The following is a 22,982-nucleotide window of genomic DNA, read 5'->3' on the forward strand; positions in this document are numbered from 1 at the left end:
TTTTTGACGTTTTTTCAAAAATTGTAGTTAAATAACTTAAAAAAGAGTATGAAAAAATTAAGTAATTTTCATCTCTTGAATTTTCATTTTTACAGGCATAAAATGACTAAGTAATGTAAATAGTTATGAGACATTGTTCGAATAATTGTCAAAAAAAGATATAGCAGATCGCGATCACACTAGCCAAAACGGGTAATTACTTAACTTTGTTAACTATTTGAAGAAAGAAGGAGATTTTCTTGAATAATATTAAAGTAACGAAGGAAGGCAACTTAGAAACTACTTTAAGAGGAAAAGAAGTTCTATCTATCCCTACTTTAAATAAAGGTGTTGCGTTTTCAGCAGAAGAAAGAAAAAGCCTTGGATTAGACGGGCTGCTTCCTCCGACAATTCTGTCTCTTGATGAGCAGGCAAAACGCGCATACGAGCAGTTTCAAGCTCAGCCGGACCGCCTTCGCCAAAACGTATATTTGAATGATTTGCAAAACCGTAACGAAGTTCTTTTCTTTAAATTGCTTCAAAACCATCTTCGTGAAATGCTGCCGGTTGTTTACACACCGACTGTCGGTGAAGCGATTCAAGAATACAGCCATGAGTACAGAAGACCTCAAGGGATTTACCTTTCTATCGACAACGTGGAAGGAATTGAAGAGGCATTTGAAAACCTTCATGCCACTGCCGGAGATATTGATCTGATCGTTGCGACAGACTCAGAAAGCATCCTCGGAATCGGTGACTGGGGTGTAGGCGGTATCAACATCGCCATCGGTAAATTAGCGGTATACACAGCTGCTGCCGGTATTGACCCAAGCCGCGTCATTCCTGTCGTTCTTGACGTCGGTACGAACAATGAAAAACTTCTGAACGATCCTTTATACATCGGTAACCGCCATGAACGTATCCAAGGCGAACGTTACGAAGCTTTCGTTGACGCTTATGTAAAAGCTGCGCTTAAATATTTCCCTAAAGCTCTTCTTCACTGGGAAGACCTTGGAAACAAAAACGCGCGCAATATCATGAAGAAATACAACCATGAAATTCTTACATTCAACGATGACATTCAAGGAACAGGTGCGATTACGCTTGCAGGTGTGCTTGCGGCTATGAAGAAAACAGGCGCGTCTATTAAAGACCAGCGTGTGGTTGTCTTCGGTGCGGGATCTGCCGGAATCGGAATCGCTGACCAAATCCGAGACACTATGGTGCTTGCCGGTCTTTCTGAAGAAGAAGCCAACAAAGCGTTCTACACAATGGACTACAGAGGCTTGTTAATAGAAGGTATGGAAAACATCCTTGATTTCCAAGAGCCGTACCTGCGCACAGCTGAAGAAATTAAAGATTGGAAACGCGATGAAAATGGACAAATTCCTTTCATTGAAGTGATCCGTCAAGCGAAACCGACAATCTTAATCGGTACATCAGGCCAAAGCGGCGCGTTCAGTGAAGAAATCGTCAAAGAAATGGCAAAACACGTTGAGCGTCCGGTCATCATGCCGATGTCTAACCCGACACCGCTTGCTGAAGCCGTTCCTAGCGATCTTTTCAAATGGACTGACGGCAAAGTGCTTGTGGCGACAGGAAGCCCGTTTGACAATGTAGAGTACAATGGCGTTTCTCATGAAATCGGACAATCTAACAACGCATTCGCGTTCCCTGGACTTGGTCTCGGTTCAATCGTTGTAGAAGCGAAAGTGATTACTCCTGCAATGTTTGCGGCAACTGCTGACGCAATCGCAGAAAGCGTTGATTTTGAAACACCGGGTGCAGGCCTTCTGCCGAGCATGAGCGACTTACAAGAAGTTTCAATTAAAGTTGCGATCGCCGTAGCGGAAACTGCCATTAAAGAAGGCGTGGCAAACCGCATTCCTGAAAATGTAGAACAAGCCGTTCTTGATGCAATGTGGAAACCGCAATATAAGCAAGTTGTCGCTAAATAATTTTTACGATTAATTTTACAGTCCGAGGGAAAGCTTTTATGTAAAGGCTAAAGTATACGGACATTAAGGATTTGGAGGAGAACATTTTGAGCTTCTTAGATATTTTAATCCTCCTGGCGCCGATCTTTTTCGTGATCGTGCTGGGATGGTTCGCAGGTCGCTTCGGAAGTTATGACGCGAAGTCAGCAAAAGGGGTAAGCACCTTAGTTACGAAGTACGCGCTTCCGGCGCATTTTATCGCAAGTATTTTAACCACTTCAAGAAGTGCGTTTTTATCACAGGTTCCTTTGATGGTCGCTTTGATCATTGGGATTGTCGGATTCTTTATCGTCATTCTGTTGGTTTGCAAATTTATCTTCAAGTATGATTTAACGAATTCATCTGTATTTTCTTTAAACTCTGCACAGCCGACATTTGCTTTTATGGGTATTCCCGTACTAGGAAGCTTATTCGGAGCAAGCGAAGTAGCGATTCCTATCGCCGTTACGGGTATCGTGGTTAACGCCATCCTTGACCCGCTTGCGATCATTATCGCTACTGTCGGTGAGTCATCTAAGAAAAAAGACACTGAAAACGAGAACTTCTGGAAAATGACTGGTAAGTCTATTCTTCACGGTCTTTCCGAACCGCTTGCGGCTGCACCGCTTATCAGTATCATTCTGGTACTCTGCGGTGTAACACTCCCTGGCTTGGGAGAAAAAATGCTTGATCAGCTCGGAAGCACAACATCAGGTGTTGCGCTCTTCGCCGTCGGTGTAACTGTCGGTATCCGCAACATTAAGCTCAGTCTGCCGGCTTTCGGTATCGCTTTGTTAAAAGTTGCCGTTCAGCCTGCGCTGATGTACTTGATCGCTCTTGCAGTCGGACTTCCGGCTGACCAGATCACGAAAGCGGTATTGCTCGTTGCATTCCCTGGATCTGCGGTAGCGGCGATGATTGCCACACGTTTCGAAAAACAAGAGGAAGAAACTGCGTCCGCGTTTGTAATCAGTGCGATTTTATCTCTAATCTCACTGCCGATCATCATTGCGCTGACTGCATAATGAAAAGCTCCCTGTTTCAGGGAGCTTTTTTGATTAGAATTGAAATTTAAAAGGCGAAAATCTTGTTTTTTTTCTGGGTTTCTTATGTTCTGAAGAAGCGGCTGTTTCTGAGAGGGGAGCTGTCTGGGCAAGTTCCTGGATGCGGGAGGCCAATGTCTGCAATTCGGAATTGAGGTCGTCAATTTCCCGTCTGTGCTGAAGAAGCTGATAAGACACCCCTTCATCCGCCTTTTGTTTCAGCTGGCGTTCAAGCTCCTCTATCCTTGAAAGCAGATGGTTCTCACCTTGTTTCTCTTTCGTGAGAATGTCCAGTTTGCGCTCCAGCTCTGCCAATCTTTGTTCAGCGCCGCCATTGATTTTCGGACGCTGCAAAATGAAGCCCGTCCGTTTTTTCGGCTGCCGGGGCACTTGAACATCCAGAAGGGCAGTGCCTTCAGAAATTTGCCGTTTGACCGATTTCAGCACATCAAGATCCTCAGGTGTAAAGGAATAATGTCCGAGCTCATTCCGTTCAGCCGGAAGATTCAGCTGCTTGACCCACCTTTGCACCGTTTTTGCGGAGACACCGAGCTCTTTCGCGGCCATGTTTGTATTCATGATCACATACCTCCTTTTTGCTAGGTATTCGACCATGAGGCGGCGTTCCCTTCATGTTAGACAAAACAAGAAGGAATTCGCCAAAGAAAGCGGCATTTCTTCAAAAAACGTTACGCTTCATACAATTCAAGCGGAAGCTTGTCGGGATCGAAGAAAAAGGTAAACCGTTTCCCCGTCAGCGGATCGGTTCTGATCGGTTCTGTGCCGACGCCCTTTTCCTTTAACTCCCTGACGGCTGCTTCAAGATCGTTTACGGTGAAGGCGAGATGCCGGAGACCCGCGGCTTCCGGTCTGGTCGGCCGTTCGGGCGGATCGGGAAAGGAAAACAATTCAATCGCATACGCGCCGTCCAGCGCCAGATCAAGTTTATAAGATCCGCGATCCTTTCGGTATGTTTCTTTTATAATGCCGAAACCGAGTATCTCGGTGTAAAAAGCTTTCGACTTTTCATAATCAGAGCATATGATTGCTATATGGTGGATGGATTTCAGCATATCCGCCCCTCCTTTTTTGCTTCAGTATAACAGAGGCGAATTGCTTTTGACTGGCGATAAGCCCTATACTATAATGAGAATGTTACGCACAGGAAAACAGAGGTGAAGACCGTGTTAGACCGTTTACAGTCAATTGAACAACGATACGAAAAATTAAATGAGCTTTTAAGTGATCCGGAAGTGGTCAACGATCCGAAAAAGCTTAGAGAATATTCGAAAGAGCAATCTGATATACAAGAAACCGTTGAAGTCTATAGACAATACAGAGACGCATCAGAACAGCTTGCCGATGCGAAAGCGATGCTTGAGGAAAAGCTTGATGCCGATATGAGAGAAATGGTGAAGGAAGAAATCTCCGAACTGCAGGGAGAGACGGAAACCTTATCAGAGCGTTTGAAAGTGCTCCTCATCCCGAAAGACCCGAACGATGACAAAAACGTAATCATGGAGATCCGCGGAGCAGCGGGAGGAGAAGAAGCCGCGCTGTTTGCGGGAAATCTCTACAGAATGTACTCCCGTTACGCCGAAATCCAAGGCTGGAAGACTGAAGTCATGGAAGCAAACGTGACCGGAACGGGCGGTTACAAAGAAATCATCTTTATGATTACGGGAAAAGGCGCATACTCCAAGCTGAAGTATGAAAATGGCGCGCACCGCGTACAGCGTGTTCCGGAAACGGAATCAGGCGGCCGTATTCATACATCCACGGCGACGGTGGCGTGTCTTCCTGAAGCGGAAGAAGTAGAAGTGGACATCCACGAAAAAGACATCCGCGTCGATACATTTGCATCAAGCGGACCGGGCGGACAAAGCGTAAACACGACGATGTCGGCCGTACGCCTGACGCATTTACCGACCGGTGTCGTCGTATCCTGTCAGGATGAAAAATCTCAGATTAAAAACAAAGAAAAAGCGATGAAGGTGCTCCGCGCCAGAATCTATGACAAATTCCAGCAGGAAGCTCAGGCTGAATATGATCAGACCCGCAAATCAGCCGTCGGTTCAGGCGACCGTTCCGAGCGTATCCGCACATACAATTTCCCGCAAAACCGTGTGACGGATCACCGCATCGGCCTGACGATTCAAAAGCTGGATCAAATCCTGGAAGGCAAGCTTGATGAAGTGGTTGAAGCGTTAATCGTAGAAGACCAGTCAAGCAAGCTCCAGCAGGCGGAAAATTAAGATGAAGACCGTTTTTGAAGCCCTAAGCTGGGCTTCTTCTTATTTAACCGAAGCGGGAAGAGAAAAAAACGCGGCCGAGCTGCTGCTGTTAAATGATACCGGAATGGATCGGAGCAAACTTCTCGCAAGTCTGCAGGAGACCGTCGGCGAGGACGAGCTTTATCGATTCAGACGGCACGTGGAGATGCATAAAGAAGGTATTCCGATTCAATATATTATCGGGAAAGAACAGTTTTACGGCAGGGAATTTTTTGTGAATGACGATGTTCTCATTCCGCGTCCGGAAACGGAAGAAGTCGTCTTTCATCTGCTGGACAGACAGAAGCGGGCATTTTCCGAGGCAGAACGCCTGAACGTCATTGATATCGGTACGGGGAGCGGAGCCATTGCGGTGACGCTCGCCCTTGAATGCGGACATTTTTCAGTATCGGCTTCGGATATTTCAAAAGAAGCGCTGCAGGTGGCGGAAAGAAATGCGCAAAACCTCGGAGCGGACGTGTGCTTTTTGCAGGGAGATCTGTTAACTCCTTTTATTTCATCAGGAAAAAAAGCGGATATTATTGTTTCCAATCCGCCGTATATTTCTGAAGAAGAAATGGCGGATTTGTCGGATATCGTCCGTTTCCATGAGCCGCTTCATGCTCTTACGGACGGCGGTGACGGTTTGAAATTCTACAAGCGGTTTATGGAGGAGCTGCCTCTTGTCATGAAAGATAAAGCGCTTGTCGTCTTTGAAATCGGATATAATCAGGGAAAAGCCGTGAAAGACCTGTTCCGTCATTCCTTTCCGAATGCGGAAGTGGAAGTCGTACAGGACATCAACGGAAAAGACAGAACAGTATCCGCAGTCATCACATCATGAAAAAAGCCCGCCGGTGACGCACACGGCGGGCTTTTGTTACAATGGAAAGAAAATGAAAGGGGCATCCGCCTTGAAAAAAGCGTTCGCCTTCGGATGTGTACTCGCCGCCGCAGCTTATGCGGCGGGGTTTGTTCTGCCGTTTGGCGTTGACATCATTTTCGGCGCCGTTACGGCTGTTCTTATCGTCACAGCGATCATCGTTTCCGGGTTGGCCGTAAGCGGAGCGGAGCAGCGGGCCAATTATCATTCTGAAACAGAAGAAGGACGGCACGCCCGTTTAAAGATGGCCGCCGTTTTCTTTTGCGCCGCTCTCCCTTCAGCCGGCTGTCTGCTGATTACGCTTCTGTAGCCGGATTTTGTCTTTGCAGCAATACGGAATCCCATACCCAATAGACGACGGCTGTTAAAACCGCAAAGATATAAAAGGCTGAATTAGAAAACAGAGATTGGCCTGACGGCTGCAAAAGACCGAAGATGATCCCGTTTGCAATGAATGACACCCCTAAATAATAAAGAAAATACAGCGGATGAAATCTCTTCGGCTTTTTATTCAGAAAGTATTGAAGCGGCAGCGCAAAAATCAAATAAGGAAACAAAAAATAAAACGCCATCGAAATGAAAGCCGCGATAATGAATTGATGAACATACAAAATAGAATAAATGACAGACATACATGCCGCCGACAGCAGCACGGTGTAATTATATTTCATCTGAAAACCTCCTATCAAAATAATATCGTACCATATTTTGAATCTGTCAATGCAGATTATCAGCTTGCTAGATTTTTTTCTTCCCGCCGGTTTAAACCTTTTCCGTCATGTCCATAATGGGACTAGATAAAAAAAGCACGGAGAGGAACGGTGGGGACCGATGAAACAGACAATGATGATCTGCATATATATTTTTCTTTTATTATCAGGAGCGCTTGCGGGTTTGACAAAAGAAGAAACAGCGCGGGCATCAGCCGATGAGCCCGTCGTCATACCGGATGAAGCGATCCGGCTCAGGATTTTGGCCAACAGTGATAACGATGAGGATCAAAAGCTCAAGCGCCAGATCAGAGATGCTGTAAACAAGCAAATCACGGACTGGGTGAAAGATATCACTTCCATTGAAGAAGCGCGGCGGCTCATTCGTTCGAAGCTTCCTGAAATTAAAGAAATCGCCAAACAAACGATGAAAGAAAAGGGTGCGCATCAATCCGTTTCAGTTCAATTCAATAAAATCTCGTTTCCGACAAAGCTGTACGGCAATATGGTCTATCCGGCCGGAAAATATGAAGCGATTTTAATTACACTCGGCAATGGCGAGGGCGCCAACTGGTGGTGCGTCTTGTTTCCGCCGCTGTGCTTCCTTGATTTCTCAAACGGCGAAGCGGTGAAAGATCAGGAAGACGGCGGACAGAAGCAGGAAGAAACGCAGAAACAGACTAAAAAAGTGCTGGATGACGTAAAAGCAAAGGCTGATAAAGCGAAGAAAGAAAAGAAAGATGACGATGATACGGAAGTGAAGTTTTTCCTCGTCGATTGGATTTCAGATCTATTTTCCTAAAAGCAAAAGGCATAAATCCGGATTCGATTCATAGATTGGAAGAAAGAGTTGATCGAAACGGAGGGAAATATATGTTTTATCAGCTGAGAGTGGCAAGAGATCAAGATACGGAGGCGCTGGAGGCCTTTTTGAAAAAGGCTGATACGGCACATGCGGAAATCGATCAGCAGATCAGCCGGTTTATCGTGCTGGAAGACAGTGAAAAAAAGATTGCCGCCTGTCTCGGGATCGAAAAATTCAGCGGCGGAAAAGGGCTTCTCCGTTCACTCGTCATGTCGGACAGGCTGAATCAAAGCCATATCGTTACACTGTTTCAAAGTATGGATGTGCTGTGCAAAAAACATGAGATTCAAGATGTCTACTTAGTCGCCAATCAGCCCTCATCTGCTGAGTTTCTGAATCTGATGGGATTTGAAGCGTGCGCCGATGCGCCTGATGAACTGTATACGTCCGAACATTTCCGCAATTCGTTATGCACAGAAGGTTCGTTTTTAATGGTGAAAACCTCTGCCTGATCTAACTTATACACAAGGTTATCCACTTATTAAAAAGTGTTGTCCACAGTTTGTGGATAACACTTGTTTTATTAAAGGACATCTTTTATACTTTCAAAAGGAATACACGAGAGAAAATAAAGTTTTACCGCTTTAAAATAAGGAGTTTGGTTATACATGAAAACAAGAAGATGGTTTGTGGATTGTTCGCGCGAATTATCCACAACCGATCCCCAGATTACACAAGCCGCGGAATTGCTCCGGCAGAATGAGGTTGTGGCTTTTCCGACAGAAACCGTTTACGGACTGGGCGCTAACGCTGAAAATACGGAAGCCGTGACGAAAATATATGAGGCGAAAGGAAGGCCGAGCGATAATCCGCTGATTGTGCATATATCCCATATCAGCCAGCTTGATCGTTTTATCAGCCATATTCCTGAGACGGCGAAAAAGCTTATGAAGCTATTCTGGCCGGGGGCGCTGACCCTTGTCCTGCCGTGTAAGCCCGGTGTGCTGTCACCCCGTGTCACCGCGGGACTTGAGACGGTAGCGGTCAGAATGCCTGATCATCCGGTAGCATTAGCCCTCATCAGCTCGGCCGGACTGCCGATCGCAGCGCCGAGCGCCAATTTATCAGGAAAACCGAGCCCGACGAAGGCCGAGCATGTAGCTCATGATTTAAACGGCCGCATTGCCGGTATTGTGGACGGCGGCGCGACGGGAATCGGAGTGGAATCAACCGTTCTGTCCTGTACGGGGAAACAGCCCGTGCTGCTTCGTCCGGGCGGCGTGACAAAAGAGCAGATTGAATCCGCCGCCGGTCCGGTTCTTGTGGATAAAGGGCTGACCGAAGAAGATGAGGTTCCTATTTCTCCGGGTATGAAATATACACATTACGCGCCTTCTGCACCGATGGCTATTGCCGACGGCGGCGCCCGGAGAATTCAAGAACTGGCAGACACATATAAAAGCCGGGGGAAACGAATCGGCATTCTGACAACAGAAGAGAACGCCGATAGTTACCAGGCTGATTATATCAAGGTCTGCGGCAGACGCGCCGACCTTGAAACAGTGGCGTCCGCCTTATACGATGCGCTCCGCAGCTTTGATGAAGCGGAAGTGGACATGATTATTTCTGAGTCCTTTCCGGATACCGGAGTGGGGCTCGCCATTATGAACAGGCTGATGAAAGCCGCAGGCGGCACCGTTATCCATTAACTTGTTCTACCCCTTATCGGACATGCATAAGCTAAACAAGCGGGCACGTCCAAGGGGGTTTTTATTTCATGTCGAATCTATTCATCGGGGAACTTGTCTCCTTAAGCATCATGGCATTTGCTTTGGGGACGGATGCCTTTTCCGTCGGGCTCGGGATGGGAATGATTCAGCTGAAGAAAAAACAGATTTTTCATATAGGGGTTGTCATCGGGCTGTTTCATGTCATGATGCCGCTTACGGGAATGGCGGCCGGGCATCTGCTGTCCGGTTTTCTGGGGATGCTCGCCGTTTACATCGGCGGATCTCTTCTTTTCATTTTAGGGGTGCAGATGATCATTGCCGCGTTTAAACAATCAGACGGGCCGCTCATATCTCCGGCAGGCTCGGGACTGTTGCTGTTTGCGGTCGGTGTCAGTCTGGACAGCTTTTCTGTCGGGCTCAGTCTCGGGATGAACGGCTCCAATCCGTTTCTGGCCGTTACGCTGTTCGGGGTTTTCAGCACCGTTTTAACATGGGCGGGCCTTTTGGCGGGAAGAAAGGTGCAGTCGTGGCTCGGCTCCTACAGCGAAGCGCTTGGCGGAGCCATTTTGATCGGATTCGGGCTGAAACTGCTTTTACCGATATAAGATACGTAAAAAAAGAAACGAAGATGCCGTTTCTTTTTTCTTCATTTATAATAGGCAGTAAGAGGTGACGGACATGAAAATAATCTTTGTATGTACAGGCAATACGTGCCGCAGTCCTATGGCTGAGGCTCTTTTTAAATCCATTGCAGAAACGAAAGGGCTGGATGTCAGCGTAAGCTCGGCCGGCGTATTCGCGTCTCCGCACGGAAAAGCGTCGGCCCATGCCGTAGAAGCGCTGTTTGAAAAACGGATCGCTCTCAATCACAGTTCATCTCCCTTATCGGAAGAACATATCGAGACGGCTGATCTGGTGCTGGCGATGACTGAACAGCACAAACAGCTGATTGAAGGCCGATATCAAAACAGTCGGGGCAAAGTCTTTACCATTAAAGAATACGTAACGGGGGAAAACGGCGATATCTCTGATCCGTTCGGCGGTCCGCTTGATGTTTATAAACAGACGCGGGACGAACTGGAGGAGCTGCTGACCCTTTTGGCTGATCAATTGCTTGACGGAAAAAGCAAGTAATATGTCAGAAAATCTGCAAACAGGTCATTTGCAAAACGAATGTGAAAGAGTAGAATGAAATCAACGGATTTCGTAATAAAAAGGACAAGCACACTGGGCTGTCTTCGCCCAGCCATACCTAGGAGGTAAATGAATGAAAGTAGCTATTGCGTCAGATCACGGCGGCGTCCATATCCGCGAAGAAATAAAAAGTCTTTTGGATGAATTGCAGATTGAATACATTGATATGGGCTGTGAATGCGGCGCCGGCTCTGTCGATTATTCAGACTACGCTTTTCCGGTAGCGGAAAAAGTGGTGAACGGCGAAGCTGACAGGGGAATTTTAATTTGCGGCACAGGCATCGGCATGAGCATCTCCGCAAATAAGGTAAAGGGCATACGCTGTGCGCTTGCCCATGACACCTTCAGCGCAAAAGCGACGCGTGAACACAATGACACGAATGTTCTTGCGATGGGCGAACGCGTCATCGGCCCGGGGCTGGCGCGCGAAATCGCAAAAGTCTGGCTGACGACTGAATTTACGGGCGGCCGCCACGAACGGCGGATCGGCAAAATCGCAGATTACGAAGAAAAAAATCTGTAAGAGGTGCTGGACAATGGAAGAGATGAAGCAAAAATGGACGGACATGCTGACTGAGTTTCAAGAGCAGGCAGGACTGACGGACGGCAGTCTGCTGGTGATCGGGTGCAGTACAAGTGAAGCCGCCGGAAGCCGGATCGGCACCGCCGGAAGCGGGGATTGGGCTGAATTGATATACGGCGGACTTAACCGGTTTAAGGAAAAAACGGGTGTGCATCTTGCTTTTCAATGCTGCGAGCATTTAAACAGGGCGCTTGTCATTGAAGCGGAAACGGCCGAGCGGTTCAGGCTCCCCATTGTTTCAGCCGTCCCCGTCCCGAAAGCGGGCGGAGCGATGGCCTCTTATGCATACCGGCAGATGCGTTCTCCCGTGCTCGCCGAATCGATTCAGGCTGACGCCGGGATTGACATCGGCGATACGTTCATCGGCATGCATCTGAAACCCGTTGCCGTCCCTGTCCGGATATCGAGCCGTGAGCTTGGAGAAGCACATGTGACGATGGCCCGGACAAGGCCGAAGCTGATAGGCGGGATTCGCGCCGTTTATGAATGCGAATGATGAAAATACTTTTCCTATATAATGTTCGTGTTTTCTAATTAAATTTTGTGATTTTTTTAAATAAGCTGTTACATTCACCTGAAAAACCATGTACAATAAGGGTGGTAAAAATAAAGAACAGGAAACGGATAGGAGAGGATCTCGCTGATGAAACATTTACCTGTACAAGACAAACAAGTGTTTAACGCCATCAAAGATGAGCGTAAGCGTCAACAGACTAAGATCGAATTAATTGCTTCTGAAAACTTCGTGACGGAAGCGGTAATGGAAGCACAAGGCTCTGTTTTAACAAACAAATATGCTGAAGGCTACCCCGGCAAACGCTACTACGGCGGCTGTGAGCATGTTGATGTCGTCGAGGACATCGCCCGCGACCGCGCGAAAGAGATTTTCGGAGCTGAGCATGTAAACGTTCAGCCGCACTCAGGCGCTCAGGCGAACATGGCTGTTTACTTCACGATTTTAGAGCACGGCGACACGGTGCTCGGGATGAACCTCTCCCACGGCGGCCACTTAACACACGGAAGCCCGGTTAATTTCAGCGGCGTTCAATACAACTTTGTAGAATACGGTGTCGATAAAGACACGCAATATATAGATTATGAAGATGTGCGTGAAAAAGCGCTGGCGCATAAGCCGAAACTCATCGTTGCCGGAGCGAGCGCGTACCCCCGCACGATCGACTTTAAAAAATTCCGCGAAATCGCTGATGAAGTCGGCGCTTACTTCATGGTAGACATGGCGCATATCGCGGGTCTTGTCGCAGCCGGTCTTCATCCGAATCCGGTTCCTTACGCTGACTTTGTAACGACAACGACTCACAAAACACTTCGCGGACCCCGCGGAGGAATGATCCTTTGCCGTGAAGAGTTCGGCAAAAAGATTGATAAATCCATTTTCCCGGGAATCCAAGGCGGACCGCTTATGCATGTCATCGCGGCCAAAGCCGTTTCTTTCGGAGAAGTGCTTGAAGATGATTTCAAAACATATGCGCAAAACGTCATCTCGAACGCGAAGCGCCTGGCTGAGTCTCTGAACAAAGAGGGCATTCAGCTCGTATCAGGCGGAACGGATAACCACCTTGTGCTTGTCGACCTCCGCTCTCTCGGTCTGACCGGAAAAGTCGCTGAACACGTTCTTGATGAAATCGGCATTACATCTAATAAAAACGCGATCCCTTACGATCCGGAAAAACCGTTCGTCACAAGCGGAATCCGTCTTGGTACGGCAGCTGTGACAAGCCGCGGCTTTGACGGTGACGCGCTTGAAGAAGTCGGCGCCATCATCGGCCTCGCACTGAAACATCATGAAGACGAAGCAAAACTTGAAGAAGCGAGACAGCGCGTATCTGCCTTGACTGAAAAGTTTCCTTTATATAAAGAACTGGACTATTAATAAGGAAGAAACCCGCCGGAACCTTAATCCGGCGGGTTTTTTTATGATTTTCTTGAAACTGTTTGTCTTTTTCTGTAGAATCAATAGAAGTGTGAAAAAGTCACTCGGACAACAAAAAAGGAGCTGAACACAGTATGGGAAAGGTTTACGTATTTGATCATCCTTTAATCCAGCATAAGCTGACATATATTCGGAATGAAAATACAGGCACAAAGGATTTCAGAGACCTTGTGGACGAAGTCGCATCACTGATGGCGTTTGAAATTACACGTGATCTTCCTCTTAAAGAAGTGGAAGTGAAAACACCTGTTCAAACAGCGACATCCAAAGTGATTTCAGGGAAGAAACTCGGTATCGTGCCGATCCTGAGAGCGGGTCTCGGAATGGTTGACGGCATGCTGAAATTAATCCCGGCCGCTAAAGTGGGACATGTCGGATTATACCGTGATCCGGAAACCTTAAAACCGGTGGAATACTATGTCAAGCTTCCTTCTGATGTAGAAGAACGCGAATTTATTGTCGTGGATCCGATGCTTGCTACGGGAGGCTCTGCGGTGGAAGCGATAAACAGTCTGAAAAAGCGCGGCGCGAGAAACATTCGTTTTATGTGTCTTGTAGCGGCTCCGGAAGGCGTGGAAGAGCTGCAGAAACACCATTCTGACGTTGATATTTATATCGCCGCCCTTGATGAAAAACTGAATGAAAAAGGCTATATCGTTCCGGGCCTCGGTGATGCGGGTGACAGACTGTACGGAACCAAATAAATCGGAAAACCTCATTCAGGGGTTTTCTTTTTTTATCCAGATATTTGCTGAATGGGCAGAGTTCATACATTTATAGGTGAATTTGTGAACATTCTGTGTATGCTTTCGGTATAAAAAGTTTTTTAACTTTAAACAGATTGACACATGTTAGGGGCTATTGTATGCTAAACGAGGGTATTATGAGAAGGTTTTCATTCCTTTCATTTCTAGTATCCATCCTCATTTTAAATCCTCCAAAAAACCCGTTATATGAGGATTTATCTAAGCGAATGAAACAGCATCCCGTGGCATCAGGAGGATGAGTGGTTTTTTCGAACAGGCCGTTTTGCGGACAAAAAAGGCCTTCTGCAAGGGTTAACCGCATGTTTTGCCGTATCCAGGAATTATATTACATTTTCATCAGGAGACAGATAGTTGATGGACGATCCCAATCTTACATTCAGCAGACAACGGAGATATGTATTTGTAATCTTAGCAATCTATTTGCTGGGATATGGTCTTACGGCGTATAAAACTGTTTTTTTAGGCCTCTTTTTGGGAACTGTTTTCAGTTTGTTTAATTTGTGGCTCTTGACCAGAAGAATGAATGCTTTTGACAAGGCCGTGGCGAAAGGAAAGTCCATACGATCACTCGGGAGCGCAGCGCGTTGGTGCAATGCGATACTTGCGATGGCTGTCGCCTTTAAATATCCCGATAAAGTCAGTGTGGCAAGTGTGATTATTGGATTAATGACAATTTATCCCGTCATTATGATAGATTCCATTATTCAGCTCAAACGTTCATCAATGGAAGAGAGGTGAAAACCCATTGAATCACGATTACAGAACTATTGATTTGTTTGGTCTTACTTTTAATCTGACAAACATTCTGATGATTACTGTGGCAAGTGTGATTGTGCTGCTGATTGCGATTCTCACTACGAGAACGCTGTCCATCCGTCCGGGAAAAGCCCAGAACTTCATGGAATGGATTGTTGATTTTGTCCGCAATATTATAGGCAGTACAATGGATTTAAAAACAGGGGCTAACTTCTTGGCGCTTGGTGTAACCTTGCTGATGTACATATTTGTATCAAATATGCTGGGGCTGCCGTTTTCTGTAACGGTCGGACACGAGCTTTGGTGGAAATCACCGACGGCCGATCCGGCTATTACTCTGACTCTAGCCGTTATGGTTGTGTCGTTAACGCACTATTACGGCGTGAAGATGAAAGGTTTGAAGGAATACTCTAAGGATTACCTCAGACCGGTTCCGCTTATGTTCCCGATGAAGATCATTGAGGAGTTTGCGAATACGCTGACACTCGGACTTCGTCTTTACGGTAACATTTTCGCCGGGGAAATTCTTCTTGGCCTGCTTGCGAATCTGGCGACGAATTTCTACTCAAACAGTTTCTTTCTCGGTTTGGTCGGCACAGTCGGAGCCATTATTCCGATGCTTGCATGGCAGGCATTCAGCTTGTTCATCGGTACCATCCAGGCATTTATCTTTACGATGCTGACGATGGTGTACATGTCACACAAAATCAGTCATGATCATTAAAATCATATATCCATTCGGATAACATTTTAAAGGAGGAACTTTTTCATGAATTTAATAGCAGCTGCAATTGCAATCGGTTTAGGTGCACTTGGTGCAGGTATTGGTAACGGTCTGATCGTTTCACGTACGGTAGAGGGAATCGCCCGTCAGCCGGAAGCAGGAAAAGAACTTAGAACTCTTATGTTCATGGGTATCGCATTGGTTGAGGCCCTTCCGATTATCGCTGTCGTTATCGCGTTCTTAGCGTTCTTTGGCTAAGCAAAAAAGCCTTATATGAACTAAAAATGGCGAAGATCACTCTAAGAGAACCTTCGCCATTGCTTTATGTCTGATAAGCAGGCCGTCCCGAAACGGCTTTTTATCAGCAGAGAAAACCTGCAGAAGGGAGTTGCCGTAGTAGATGTCTCAATTACCTCTTGAATTAGGACTGTCGTTTAACGGCGGAGATATCCTATTCCAATTGTTAGCTATGCTAGTTTTATTAGCGCTTCTCAAGAAATTCGCTCTTGGACCGCTATTAAATATAATGAAACAGCGTGAAGATCATATCGCCGGCGAAATTACGTCCGCTGAAGAAAGAAATAAAGAAGCGCAGAAGCTGATTGAAGAGCAGCGCGTTCTTTTAAAAGAAGCGAAACAGGAATCACAATCACTCATTGAAAATGCGAAAAAACTGGGTGAAAAGCAGAAGGAAGACATTATCCAGGCTGCACGCGCCGAGTCTGAAAGATTGAAAGAAGCGGCGAGAACCGAAATTGTCAAAGAAAAAGAACAAGCGGTTTCCGCACTTCGCGAGCAAGTCGCATCACTTTCTGTCTTAATCGCATCGAAAGTGATTGAAAAAGAGCTTGATGAACAAGCCCAGGAACAACTGATTCAGGACTATCTTAAAGAGGTAGGAGAAAGCCGATGAGTGGATCTGCTGTCTCTAAACGATACGCGTCAGCGCTTTTCGACATTGCCGTTGAGACTTCTCAAATCAATGAAATCGAAGAAGAGCTTACCGTGCTAAAAGAAGTGTTCCGGAACGAAGCCGGATTACAGGAAGTGTTAAGCCATCCGAAGGTATCGGCCGCTAAGAAAAAAGAGCTGATTCAGCAATCGTTCGGCGCACTGTCTGAGTCTGTGCTGCATACGATTTTTCTTCTGATTGACCGCCGCCGGTCTTCGATTGTGCCTGATCTCACAGACGAGTTTATCAAACTTGCCAATCAGGCCCGTCAGACAGAGGACGCGGTTGTTTATTCAGTAAAACCGCTGTCAGAAGCGGAAATGTTATCATTGTCTCAAGTGTTTGCAAAAAAAGCCGGAATCGCTTCGCTCAGAATCAGAAATGAAGTGCAGACGGATTTAATAGGCGGCATTAAAGTCCGCATTGGAAACCGGATTTATGACGGAAGCGTAAGCGGAAAGCTTGAGCGCATGGAACGTCAACTTGCCGGAGGAAATCGATAGAAGGGGTGAAACCTAAGTGAGCATCAAAGCTGAAGAGATTAGCACGCTGATAAAGCAGCAAATTCAAAATTACCAATCTGAAATTGAAGTTCATGACGTAGGTACAGTCATCCAAGTCGGAGACGGTATTGCGCGTGTGCACGGCCTTGACAATTGTATGGCCGGTGAACTTGTTGAGTTTTCAAACGGCGTTTTGGGTATGGCTCAAAACCTTGAAGAATCCAACGTAGGTATCGTTATCTTAGGACCTTACAGAGATATCCGTGAAGGTGATGAGGTCAAAAGAACGGGCCGCATCATGGAAGTTCCTGTAGGTGAAGAATTAATCGGACGTATCGTCAACCCGCTCGGACAGCCGGTAGACGGACTGGGTCCGATTCTGACAAGCAAAACACGTCCGATCGAAAGCCAGGCTCCAGGCGTAATGGACCGTAAATCGGTACATGAGCCGCTGCAAACGGGTATCAAAGCGATCGACGCGTTAATTCCGATCGGCCGCGGACAGCGTGAGCTGATTATCGGTGACCGTCAGACAGGTAAAACATCTGTTGCGATTGATACAATCTTAAACCAAAAAGATCAAGACATGATCTGTGTGTACGTAGCGATCGGTCAAAAAGAATCTACAGTGCGCGGCGTGGTGGAAACACTTCGTAAGCATGGCGCGCTTGATTACACGATTGTCGTGACAGCGTCCGCTTCACAGCCGGCTCCGCTTCTGTACCTTGCACCGTATGCAGGGGTGACAATGGGTGAAGAATTCATGTACAACGGCAAGCACGTTCTCGTCGTATATGATGATTTATCCAAACAAGCGGCCGCTTACCGTGAGCTGTCATTGCTTCTTCGCCGTCCGCCGGGCCGTGAAGCATTCCCCGGGGATGTATTCTATCTTCACTCCCGTCTGCTTGAGCGCGCAGCCAAGCTGAGTGACGCAAAAGGCGCAGGATCAATTACGGCGCTGCCGTTCGTCGAAACACAAGCAGGAGATATCTCCGCTTATATCCCGACAAACGTCATTTCCATTACTGACGGACAGATTTTCCTTCAATCCGACCTATTCTTCTCAGGCGTGCGTCCTGCGATCAATGCCGGATTATCCGTATCCCGTGTCGGCGGATCAGCCCAAATCAAAGCGATGAAAAAGGTAGCGGGAACATTGCGTCTTGACCTGGCTTCATACCGTGAACTTGAAGCGTTCGCCCAATTCGGATCTGATCTTGACCAGGCGACTCAGGCGAAACTGAACCGCGGTGCGCGTACAGTTGAAGTGCTGAAGCAAGACTTGAATAAACCGCTTCCGGTTGAAAAACAGGTAGCCATTCTTTATGCGCTGACAAAAGGATATCTTGATGATATTCCGGTTGCGGATATCAGACGTTTTGAAGAAGAGTACTACATGTACCTTGATCAAAACCATAAAGATCTGCTTGACGGCATTGCGAAAACAGGAAACCTTCCTGCTGATGAAGACTTCAAAGCTGCAATCGAAGGTTTCAAACGCACATTTGCACCAAGCAACTAACCCTTAGAAGATGAGAGAAAAAGGTTCTCTTTTTCTCTCTTTTTACGCAAATGAAGAATAAAGGTGGTGAAATCTTTGGCCTCATTACGCGATATTAAGTCAAGGATCACGTCAACGAAAAAAACAAGCCAGATTACAAAAGCCATGCAGATGGTATCCGCTGCGAAGCTGAACCGTGCGGAAACCAACGCGAAGTCATTTGCTCCGTATATGGATAAGATCCAGGAGGTTGTGTTTAACGTCGGAAAAGGCGCGAAAAACGCGAAACACCCGATGCTTGTCTCAAGAGAAGTGAAAAAGACGGCGTATCTCGTCATTACGTCTGACCGCGGGCTTGCGGGTGCGTTTAACAGTTCGGTTTTGCGAAACGCTTACCGCACCATTCAAGAACGCCATCAGTCTAAAGATGAATACACGGTGATTGCAATCGGCAGAGTCGGCCGCGATTTCTTCAAAAAACGGGAAATGCCGATTTTGTCTGAGTTAGTGGGGCTTGGCGACGAGGTCACTTTTGCTCAGATTAAAGATTTGACCCGTCAGACGGTACAAATGTTTATCGACGGCGCTTTTGATGAACTGCATTTGGTGTATAACCATTTCGTCAGTGCGATTTCACAGGAAGTGACGGAGAAAAAAGTGCTGCCTTTAACGGATTTCGGAACGAGCGGCGGGAAGCGCACGGCTTCATACGAGTTCGAACCGGATGAAGAAGAGGTGCTCGAAGTGCTGCTTCCTCAATATGCGGAAAGCTTAATTTACGGCGCGCTTCTTGACAGTAAAGCAAGTGAACACGCTGCGAGAATGACAGCAATGAAAAATGCGACTGATAATGCGAAAGAACTCATTGATTCACTTTCGCTTTCATATAACCGCGCGCGTCAAGCGGCGATTACACAAGAAATTACCGAAATTGTCGGCGGTGCAGCCGCTTTAGAATAGAAAGATTTTGTCAGGAGGGATAGCGATGAAGAAAGGACGCGTAAGTCAGGTGCTTGGACCGGTTGTCGACGTACGTTTCGAGGACGGCCACTTGCCTGCGATTTATAATGCGATTAAAGTTTCACAGCCAGCTACAGGCGAAAATGAAGTAGGCATCGACCTAACGCTAGAGGTTGCTCTTCATTTAGGCGATGATACAGTCCGTACAATTGCCATGGCATCTACGGACGGAATTCAGCGCGGAATGGAAGCTGTTGATACAGGTGCGCCGATTTCCGTTCCTGTCGGTGATGTGACTCTCGGACGCGTATTTAACGTACTGGGAGATAAAATTGATTTAAATGAACCGCTGCCTGCGGATGCTCAAAAGGACCCGATCCACAGATCAGCTCCTTCATTCGATGAGCTTTCAACTGAGGTTGAAATTCTTGAAACGGGAATTAAGGTTGTTGACCTGCTCGCTCCTTACATCAAGGGCGGTAAAATCGGATTGTTCGGCGGCGCCGGCGTAGGTAAAACCGTATTAATCCAGGAATTAATCAACAACATCGCGCAAGAGCACGGCGGTATTTCCGTATTCGCCGGTGTAGGAGAGCGTACTCGTGAAGGGAACGACCTTTTCTACGAAATGAGCGATTCAGGCGTTATCAAGAAAACAGCCATGGTCTTCGGACAAATGAACGAGCCGCCGGGCGCACGTATGCGTGTAGCACTGACGGGTCTTACAATGGCTGAGCATTTCCGTGATAAACAAGGACAGGACGTACTGTTCTTTATCGATAACATTTTCCGTTTCACACAAGCGGGTTCAGAGGTTTCCGCGCTTCTCGGCCGTATGCCTTCTGCGGTTGGTTATCAGCCGACGCTTGCGACAGAAATGGGTCAGCTTCAAGAGCGTATTACGTCTACAAACGTTGGTTCAGTTACATCTATCCAGGCGATCTACGTGCCTGCCGATGACTACACTGACCCGGCTCCGGCGACAACGTTCGCTCACTTGGATGCAACGACTAACCTTGAGCGTAAATTAACTGAAATGGGTATCTACCCTGCGGTTGATCCGCTGGCTTCCACTTCCCGCGCGCTTGCTCCGGAAATTGTCGGAGAAGAGCATTATGCGGTGGCGCGTGAAGTCCAGTCAACGCTTCAGCGTTACAAAGAACTTCAGGATATTATCGCGATTCTCGGTATGGACGAATTGGGTGAAGAAGACAAGCTTGTCGTTCACCGCGCACGCCGTATCCAGTTCTTCCTTTCTCAAAACTTCCACGTAGCTGAGCAGTTTACGGGACAAAAGGGTTCTTACGTGCCTGTTAAAGAAACGGTACGAGGCTTTAAAGAAATCCTTTCCGGTAAATATGACCATCTTCCGGAAGATGCATTCCGTCTTGTGGGACGCATTGAAGAAGTCATTGAGAATGCAAAAGAGATGGGTGTAGAAGTTTAATCTGGTCCTAGGAGGGTAAAAGCATGAAGACCGTTAAAGTCAATATCGTTACTCCCGACGGCCCAGTATATGATGCTGATATTGAAATGGTAAGTGTAAGAGCCGAGAGCGGTGATCTCGGTATCTTGCCTGGCCATATTCCGACCGTGGCTCCGCTTAAAATCGGCGCTGTCCGCCTTAAAAAAGACGGGCAGACCGAATTGGCGGCTGTCAGCGGCGGATTTTTAGAAGTCCGTCCTGATCAGGTCACTATCCTTGCACAAGCCGCTGAAACAGCGGAAAGCATTGATAAAGAGCGCGCCCTTGCTGCGAAAAAGCGGGCGGAAGACCGTTTGAACAAACGATCAGATGATACTGACATTCGTCGGGCTGAGCTTGCGCTACAGCGGGCTGTAAACAGATTGGATGTTGCAGGAAACTAAAAAAGAATCCTTCTCGGCTGTCTGAGAAGGATTCTTTTTCTATATTAACGCATAAGAGATTCATAGACGCCGATAAGCGGATGATCCTCTTCTTTTTGCAGATATAAATGTTCGCAGCAGTTGTCGGTGTGCCACGTTTTGTTTCCTCTCCGCACACCCGTCGTATAGGCGCCGTCCGTATACGGATAAGGTTTGACAACCCATTCGGCATCGTCATGGTGTCGGATGGCGCAATCGATGACATACACGCTGAGCATTTTCTCAAATTCGTCAATCGGCAGGTTCCAATCCGCCAAAAGCAGCTCTTGTATGCTGCGGAAGTAAAGAGCTTCCACTTCCAGCAGGCTGCCGCGTGAATAATCAAGAGAAATGTTGAAAAACTGACATAATTCTTTCAGTTCCTCTGTTTGAGACTGTCTATAATCATAGTAGAATGCTATCGCTTCCCACTCGTGGTCAAATACGGGAAGAGTTTCTCCATACTGCTTTTCCGGATGAAAAAAGGAATGATTCATATTCCCATCTCCTTTCCAAAAAAGTATATCATGCCGGAGAACGGACATTTAAGCGGGGATTGCCCCTAATTTTGGATAAAAATTCTGATGTAAAAATGATCATCTTTCTCTCTTCTTCTTATATAATAAGAGAGGATATGAGGGGCGGAAAAAATGAAAGGAGATGGGATTTGTGAATGTATTGGGGCAGCAGGCCGCAATCAGCATCCTGGTTCACCTGGTATGCATTGCGGTGACATGGTGGGCGCTTCAGGCCGTCAACTTTGATCCGCTGATCCGAAAAGGAAAAATAGTGCAGGCGAGGCTGCTGATCATTCTTCTTACCATTGCGATCGGTACGGCAGTCGCTGACTTCTTTTTAGATTATCTTACCTATTCGAAACAGCTTCCATACTTATTTTAAGATGTTTCGTTTGTTAAAATGAAGGGAATCGCTGGGTGAGAAACCAATTTTTCTTCACCCGCTTGGCGAGTTTTGACGAAGTTTTCCATGTATTGCTTTCCCCGGCTCCGGCAAAAATGGGAGTAAGGGGGAGAGATCGATATGAAGAAAAAAAGAGCAGGCCGCATCATCTTGTTTTTTGTTTTTTTAAGCGCCTTAATAGCGGTATTTCATTCCATTCATGCAAGTGAGCTGTCTCCGCTTGCCCAGATTGCCGAAGGAATGGAGCGGCAGCAGGTCACTGTAGATGAATGGACGCTTCATGCGAAAAAAAATCTGAACCTGTCACTGAGTGAATTTGATGACAAGGTAAAAGAACTGAAGACGCAGTATCCGCAATATCATTGGGAATCCGCGCGGGAAGATAAAATCGTAAAGGCCGTCGGCACGTATTCTGACAAAAAAAATCACACAACTTTTAAACTGCAGCTCGTCACTACCCTCAAAAACCAGAACCCAACTTCGTATTTATTATATGAGCAAATGAGCCCGGAGCAACCGGAAAACTGGAATGATACATATGAACAGTTTGAACGGCAGGCACATGACATATTTCAAAATAAAGTATTTATTTTTACTTGTCTAAAGGGTCATTTAAATGATAATATGAGTATTGTTTTGCAAAAAAAAGCAGAACAGCTCATGAAAGAATTTGAAGCAAGTCCAGTTGAACATGTAGTTGAGCCTCATTTCGTTTCTGTTTCTGCATTTACATATAAGTGGACAGATTACATCATGACATCGAAACATAAGATGAATGTGCAAGTTGCGCTTAGAAGTGCGGGAATGGGCGAAAAACATACCGTTACGGTTGGCACACCAATCGTGACGACTGAATATTAATATAGAGAATATAGGGACGC

29 protein-coding genes are annotated in these 22,982 nt (G+C 46.7%); 25 read left to right on the forward strand and 4 right to left on the reverse strand.

Features of this window, described 5'->3' with window-relative positions:
- Positions 1 to 239 precede the first annotated feature (239 nt).
- Entirely contained in the window at positions 240 to 1,937 is a 1,698-nt protein-coding gene (malS, locus tag ACNFN4_RS06805; RefSeq protein ID WP_007407609.1) for an oxaloacetate-decarboxylating malate dehydrogenase, read from the forward strand.
- 86 nt (positions 1,938 to 2,023) lie between these two features.
- On the forward strand, positions 2,024 to 2,980 hold the full coding sequence (locus tag ACNFN4_RS06810) for an AEC family transporter (RefSeq protein ID WP_007407608.1): 957 nt from the start codon (positions 2,024 to 2,026) through the stop codon (positions 2,978 to 2,980).
- A gap of 33 nt (positions 2,981 to 3,013) precedes the next feature.
- Here the strand turns inward: ACNFN4_RS06810 and racA are convergent, their stop codons facing one another.
- Both racA and gloA2 read right to left on the reverse strand, forming a co-directional pair.
- Positions 3,014 to 3,577, reverse strand: a complete 564-nt coding sequence (gene racA / locus ACNFN4_RS06815; protein ID WP_021494805.1) for a chromosome-anchoring protein RacA — start codon at positions 3,575 to 3,577, stop codon at positions 3,014 to 3,016.
- A gap of 110 nt (positions 3,578 to 3,687) precedes the next feature.
- Positions 3,688 to 4,071, reverse strand: a complete 384-nt coding sequence (gloA2, locus tag ACNFN4_RS06820) for an SMU1112c/YaeR family gloxylase I-like metalloprotein (protein ID WP_007614387.1) — start codon at positions 4,069 to 4,071, stop codon at positions 3,688 to 3,690.
- Between the two features lie 111 nt (positions 4,072 to 4,182).
- Between gloA2 and prfA the strand changes: the two genes are divergently transcribed.
- From prfA to ACNFN4_RS06835, 3 genes are all read left to right on the forward strand, one after another.
- On the forward strand, positions 4,183 to 5,253 hold the full coding sequence (prfA, locus tag ACNFN4_RS06825) for a peptide chain release factor 1 (protein WP_003151139.1): 1,071 nt from the start codon (positions 4,183 to 4,185) through the stop codon (positions 5,251 to 5,253).
- A 1-nt stretch (position 5,254) separates the two neighbouring features.
- Positions 5,255 to 6,115 (forward strand): peptide chain release factor N(5)-glutamine methyltransferase, encoded by an 861-nt coding sequence (gene prmC, locus ACNFN4_RS06830; RefSeq protein ID WP_021494807.1) that lies wholly within the window; start codon positions 5,255 to 5,257, stop codon positions 6,113 to 6,115.
- 70 nt (positions 6,116 to 6,185) lie between these two features.
- Positions 6,186 to 6,464 (forward strand): DUF5316 family protein, encoded by a 279-nt coding sequence (locus tag ACNFN4_RS06835; RefSeq protein ID WP_021494808.1) that lies wholly within the window; start codon positions 6,186 to 6,188, stop codon positions 6,462 to 6,464.
- On the opposite strand, the gene ACNFN4_RS06840 is transcribed toward ACNFN4_RS06835, so the two are convergent.
- A complete protein-coding gene (locus ACNFN4_RS06840; protein WP_003151143.1) occupies positions 6,451 to 6,825 on the reverse strand; it encodes a UPF0715 family protein in 375 nt (124 codons plus the stop codon). The genes ACNFN4_RS06835 and ACNFN4_RS06840 overlap by 14 nt on opposite strands.
- A 160-nt stretch (positions 6,826 to 6,985) precedes the next feature.
- On the opposite strand from ACNFN4_RS06840, the gene spoIIR reads away from it, so the two are divergent.
- The 18 genes from spoIIR (at position 6,986) to ACNFN4_RS06930 (ending at position 21,162) form a co-directional block, all read left to right on the forward strand.
- On the forward strand, positions 6,986 to 7,666 hold the full coding sequence (gene spoIIR, locus ACNFN4_RS06845) for a stage II sporulation protein R (protein WP_014419106.1): 681 nt from the start codon (positions 6,986 to 6,988) through the stop codon (positions 7,664 to 7,666).
- 71 nt (positions 7,667 to 7,737) lie between these two features.
- Complete coding sequence (locus tag ACNFN4_RS06850; protein WP_064108064.1) at positions 7,738 to 8,181, forward strand: hypothetical protein; 444 nt, start codon at positions 7,738 to 7,740, stop codon at positions 8,179 to 8,181.
- Positions 8,182 to 8,337: 156 nt separating this feature from the next.
- Positions 8,338 to 9,378, forward strand: coding sequence for an L-threonylcarbamoyladenylate synthase (locus ACNFN4_RS06855; RefSeq protein ID WP_174747369.1), 1,041 nt, complete (start codon positions 8,338 to 8,340; stop codon positions 9,376 to 9,378).
- 68 nt (positions 9,379 to 9,446) lie between these two features.
- The gene (locus ACNFN4_RS06860) at positions 9,447 to 10,004 is read left to right on the forward strand and encodes a manganese efflux pump MntP (protein WP_017418734.1); all 558 of its coding nucleotides are present in this window, start codon (positions 9,447 to 9,449) and stop codon (positions 10,002 to 10,004) included.
- 73 nt (positions 10,005 to 10,077) lie between these two features.
- Positions 10,078 to 10,533 (forward strand): low molecular weight protein arginine phosphatase, encoded by a 456-nt coding sequence (locus ACNFN4_RS06865; RefSeq protein ID WP_014419102.1) that lies wholly within the window; start codon positions 10,078 to 10,080, stop codon positions 10,531 to 10,533.
- A 133-nt stretch (positions 10,534 to 10,666) separates the two neighbouring features.
- Positions 10,667 to 11,116 carry a ribose 5-phosphate isomerase B gene (rpiB, locus tag ACNFN4_RS06870; protein ID WP_003151149.1) on the forward strand — a complete coding sequence of 150 codons (450 nt, stop codon included), beginning with the start codon at positions 10,667 to 10,669 and terminating at the stop codon, positions 11,114 to 11,116.
- Between the two features lie 13 nt (positions 11,117 to 11,129).
- On the forward strand, positions 11,130 to 11,672 hold the full coding sequence (locus ACNFN4_RS06875; protein WP_007407598.1) for a TIGR01440 family protein: 543 nt from the start codon (positions 11,130 to 11,132) through the stop codon (positions 11,670 to 11,672).
- 147 nt (positions 11,673 to 11,819) lie between these two features.
- On the forward strand, positions 11,820 to 13,067 hold the full coding sequence (glyA, locus tag ACNFN4_RS06880; RefSeq protein ID WP_015418416.1) for a serine hydroxymethyltransferase: 1,248 nt from the start codon (positions 11,820 to 11,822) through the stop codon (positions 13,065 to 13,067).
- Between the two features lie 134 nt (positions 13,068 to 13,201).
- The gene (gene upp, locus ACNFN4_RS06885) at positions 13,202 to 13,831 is read left to right on the forward strand and encodes a uracil phosphoribosyltransferase (RefSeq protein WP_003151154.1); all 630 of its coding nucleotides are present in this window, start codon (positions 13,202 to 13,204) and stop codon (positions 13,829 to 13,831) included.
- 417 nt (positions 13,832 to 14,248) lie between these two features.
- Positions 14,249 to 14,632, forward strand: coding sequence for an ATP synthase subunit I (gene atpI / locus ACNFN4_RS06890; RefSeq protein WP_003151155.1), 384 nt, complete (start codon positions 14,249 to 14,251; stop codon positions 14,630 to 14,632).
- Positions 14,633 to 14,639: 7 nt separating this feature from the next.
- On the forward strand, positions 14,640 to 15,374 hold the full coding sequence (atpB, locus tag ACNFN4_RS06895; RefSeq protein ID WP_003151158.1) for a F0F1 ATP synthase subunit A: 735 nt from the start codon (positions 14,640 to 14,642) through the stop codon (positions 15,372 to 15,374).
- A gap of 45 nt (positions 15,375 to 15,419) precedes the next feature.
- The gene (gene atpE / locus ACNFN4_RS06900; RefSeq protein ID WP_003151167.1) at positions 15,420 to 15,632 is read left to right on the forward strand and encodes a F0F1 ATP synthase subunit C; all 213 of its coding nucleotides are present in this window, start codon (positions 15,420 to 15,422) and stop codon (positions 15,630 to 15,632) included.
- 142 nt (positions 15,633 to 15,774) lie between these two features.
- Positions 15,775 to 16,287: a F0F1 ATP synthase subunit B gene (gene atpF, locus ACNFN4_RS06905; RefSeq protein WP_003151168.1), complete on the forward strand. Its 513-nt coding sequence runs from the start codon at positions 15,775 to 15,777 to the stop codon at positions 16,285 to 16,287.
- Positions 16,284 to 16,829: a F0F1 ATP synthase subunit delta gene (locus tag ACNFN4_RS06910; protein ID WP_003151169.1), complete on the forward strand. Its 546-nt coding sequence runs from the start codon at positions 16,284 to 16,286 to the stop codon at positions 16,827 to 16,829. Before atpF ends, ACNFN4_RS06910 begins: the two co-directional genes overlap by 4 nt.
- A 16-nt stretch (positions 16,830 to 16,845) precedes the next feature.
- Positions 16,846 to 18,354 (forward strand): F0F1 ATP synthase subunit alpha, encoded by a 1,509-nt coding sequence (gene atpA, locus ACNFN4_RS06915; protein ID WP_003151170.1) that lies wholly within the window; start codon positions 16,846 to 16,848, stop codon positions 18,352 to 18,354.
- Positions 18,355 to 18,429: 75 nt separating this feature from the next.
- Positions 18,430 to 19,293 carry an ATP synthase F1 subunit gamma gene (atpG, locus tag ACNFN4_RS06920; protein ID WP_003151172.1) on the forward strand — a complete coding sequence of 288 codons (864 nt, stop codon included), beginning with the start codon at positions 18,430 to 18,432 and terminating at the stop codon, positions 19,291 to 19,293.
- Positions 19,294 to 19,318: 25 nt separating this feature from the next.
- The gene (gene atpD, locus ACNFN4_RS06925; RefSeq protein ID WP_003151173.1) at positions 19,319 to 20,740 is read left to right on the forward strand and encodes a F0F1 ATP synthase subunit beta; all 1,422 of its coding nucleotides are present in this window, start codon (positions 19,319 to 19,321) and stop codon (positions 20,738 to 20,740) included.
- A gap of 23 nt (positions 20,741 to 20,763) precedes the next feature.
- Positions 20,764 to 21,162, forward strand: a complete 399-nt coding sequence (locus ACNFN4_RS06930) for a F0F1 ATP synthase subunit epsilon (protein WP_003151176.1) — start codon at positions 20,764 to 20,766, stop codon at positions 21,160 to 21,162.
- A gap of 44 nt (positions 21,163 to 21,206) precedes the next feature.
- On the opposite strand, the gene ACNFN4_RS06935 is transcribed toward ACNFN4_RS06930, so the two are convergent.
- The gene (locus tag ACNFN4_RS06935) at positions 21,207 to 21,677 is read right to left on the reverse strand and encodes a hypothetical protein (protein WP_007407595.1); all 471 of its coding nucleotides are present in this window, start codon (positions 21,675 to 21,677) and stop codon (positions 21,207 to 21,209) included.
- Between the two features lie 172 nt (positions 21,678 to 21,849).
- Between ACNFN4_RS06935 and ACNFN4_RS06940 the strand changes: the two genes are divergently transcribed.
- Both ACNFN4_RS06940 and ACNFN4_RS06945 read left to right on the forward strand, forming a co-directional pair.
- Entirely contained in the window at positions 21,850 to 22,080 is a 231-nt protein-coding gene (locus tag ACNFN4_RS06940) for a DUF1146 family protein (protein ID WP_007614366.1), read from the forward strand.
- A 141-nt stretch (positions 22,081 to 22,221) separates the two neighbouring features.
- Positions 22,222 to 22,962, forward strand: a complete 741-nt coding sequence (locus ACNFN4_RS06945) for a YwmB family TATA-box binding protein (protein ID WP_007614364.1) — start codon at positions 22,222 to 22,224, stop codon at positions 22,960 to 22,962.
- The last annotated feature ends 20 nt before the right edge of the window (positions 22,963 to 22,982 follow it).

This window comes from Bacillus sp. N1(2025), from assembly GCF_053470005.1.

Excerpts from the sequence above, each read along its gene's own strand:
- racA (WP_021494805.1), bottom strand. The coding sequence starts at position 3,577 with ATGAATACAAACATGGCCGCGAAAGAGCTCGGTGTCTCCGCAAAAACG.
- gloA2 (WP_007614387.1), bottom strand. The coding sequence starts at position 4,071 with ATGCTGAAATCCATCCACCATATAGCAATCATATGCTCTGATTATGAA.
- prmC (WP_021494807.1), top strand. The coding sequence starts at position 5,255 with ATGAAGACCGTTTTTGAAGCCCTAAGCTGGGCTTCTTCTTATTTAACC.
- ACNFN4_RS06840 (WP_003151143.1), bottom strand. The coding sequence starts at position 6,825 with ATGAAATATAATTACACCGTGCTGCTGTCGGCGGCATGTATGTCTGTC.
- spoIIR (WP_014419106.1), top strand. The coding sequence starts at position 6,986 with ATGAAACAGACAATGATGATCTGCATATATATTTTTCTTTTATTATCA.
- ACNFN4_RS06850 (WP_064108064.1), top strand. The coding sequence starts at position 7,738 with ATGTTTTATCAGCTGAGAGTGGCAAGAGATCAAGATACGGAGGCGCTG.
- ACNFN4_RS06855 (WP_174747369.1), top strand. The coding sequence starts at position 8,338 with ATGAAAACAAGAAGATGGTTTGTGGATTGTTCGCGCGAATTATCCACA.
- ACNFN4_RS06860 (WP_017418734.1), top strand. The coding sequence starts at position 9,447 with ATGTCGAATCTATTCATCGGGGAACTTGTCTCCTTAAGCATCATGGCA.
- ACNFN4_RS06865 (WP_014419102.1), top strand. The coding sequence starts at position 10,078 with ATGAAAATAATCTTTGTATGTACAGGCAATACGTGCCGCAGTCCTATG.
- rpiB (WP_003151149.1), top strand. The coding sequence starts at position 10,667 with ATGAAAGTAGCTATTGCGTCAGATCACGGCGGCGTCCATATCCGCGAA.
- ACNFN4_RS06875 (WP_007407598.1), top strand. The coding sequence starts at position 11,130 with ATGGAAGAGATGAAGCAAAAATGGACGGACATGCTGACTGAGTTTCAA.
- glyA (WP_015418416.1), top strand. The coding sequence starts at position 11,820 with ATGAAACATTTACCTGTACAAGACAAACAAGTGTTTAACGCCATCAAA.
- upp (WP_003151154.1), top strand. The coding sequence starts at position 13,202 with ATGGGAAAGGTTTACGTATTTGATCATCCTTTAATCCAGCATAAGCTG.
- atpI (WP_003151155.1), top strand. The coding sequence starts at position 14,249 with ATGGACGATCCCAATCTTACATTCAGCAGACAACGGAGATATGTATTT.
- atpE (WP_003151167.1), top strand. The coding sequence starts at position 15,420 with ATGAATTTAATAGCAGCTGCAATTGCAATCGGTTTAGGTGCACTTGGT.
- atpF (WP_003151168.1), top strand. The coding sequence starts at position 15,775 with ATGTCTCAATTACCTCTTGAATTAGGACTGTCGTTTAACGGCGGAGAT.
- ACNFN4_RS06910 (WP_003151169.1), top strand. The coding sequence starts at position 16,284 with ATGAGTGGATCTGCTGTCTCTAAACGATACGCGTCAGCGCTTTTCGAC.
- atpD (WP_003151173.1), top strand. The coding sequence starts at position 19,319 with ATGAAGAAAGGACGCGTAAGTCAGGTGCTTGGACCGGTTGTCGACGTA.
- ACNFN4_RS06930 (WP_003151176.1), top strand. The coding sequence starts at position 20,764 with ATGAAGACCGTTAAAGTCAATATCGTTACTCCCGACGGCCCAGTATAT.
- ACNFN4_RS06935 (WP_007407595.1), bottom strand. The coding sequence starts at position 21,677 with ATGAATCATTCCTTTTTTCATCCGGAAAAGCAGTATGGAGAAACTCTT.
- ACNFN4_RS06945 (WP_007614364.1), top strand. The coding sequence starts at position 22,222 with ATGAAGAAAAAAAGAGCAGGCCGCATCATCTTGTTTTTTGTTTTTTTA.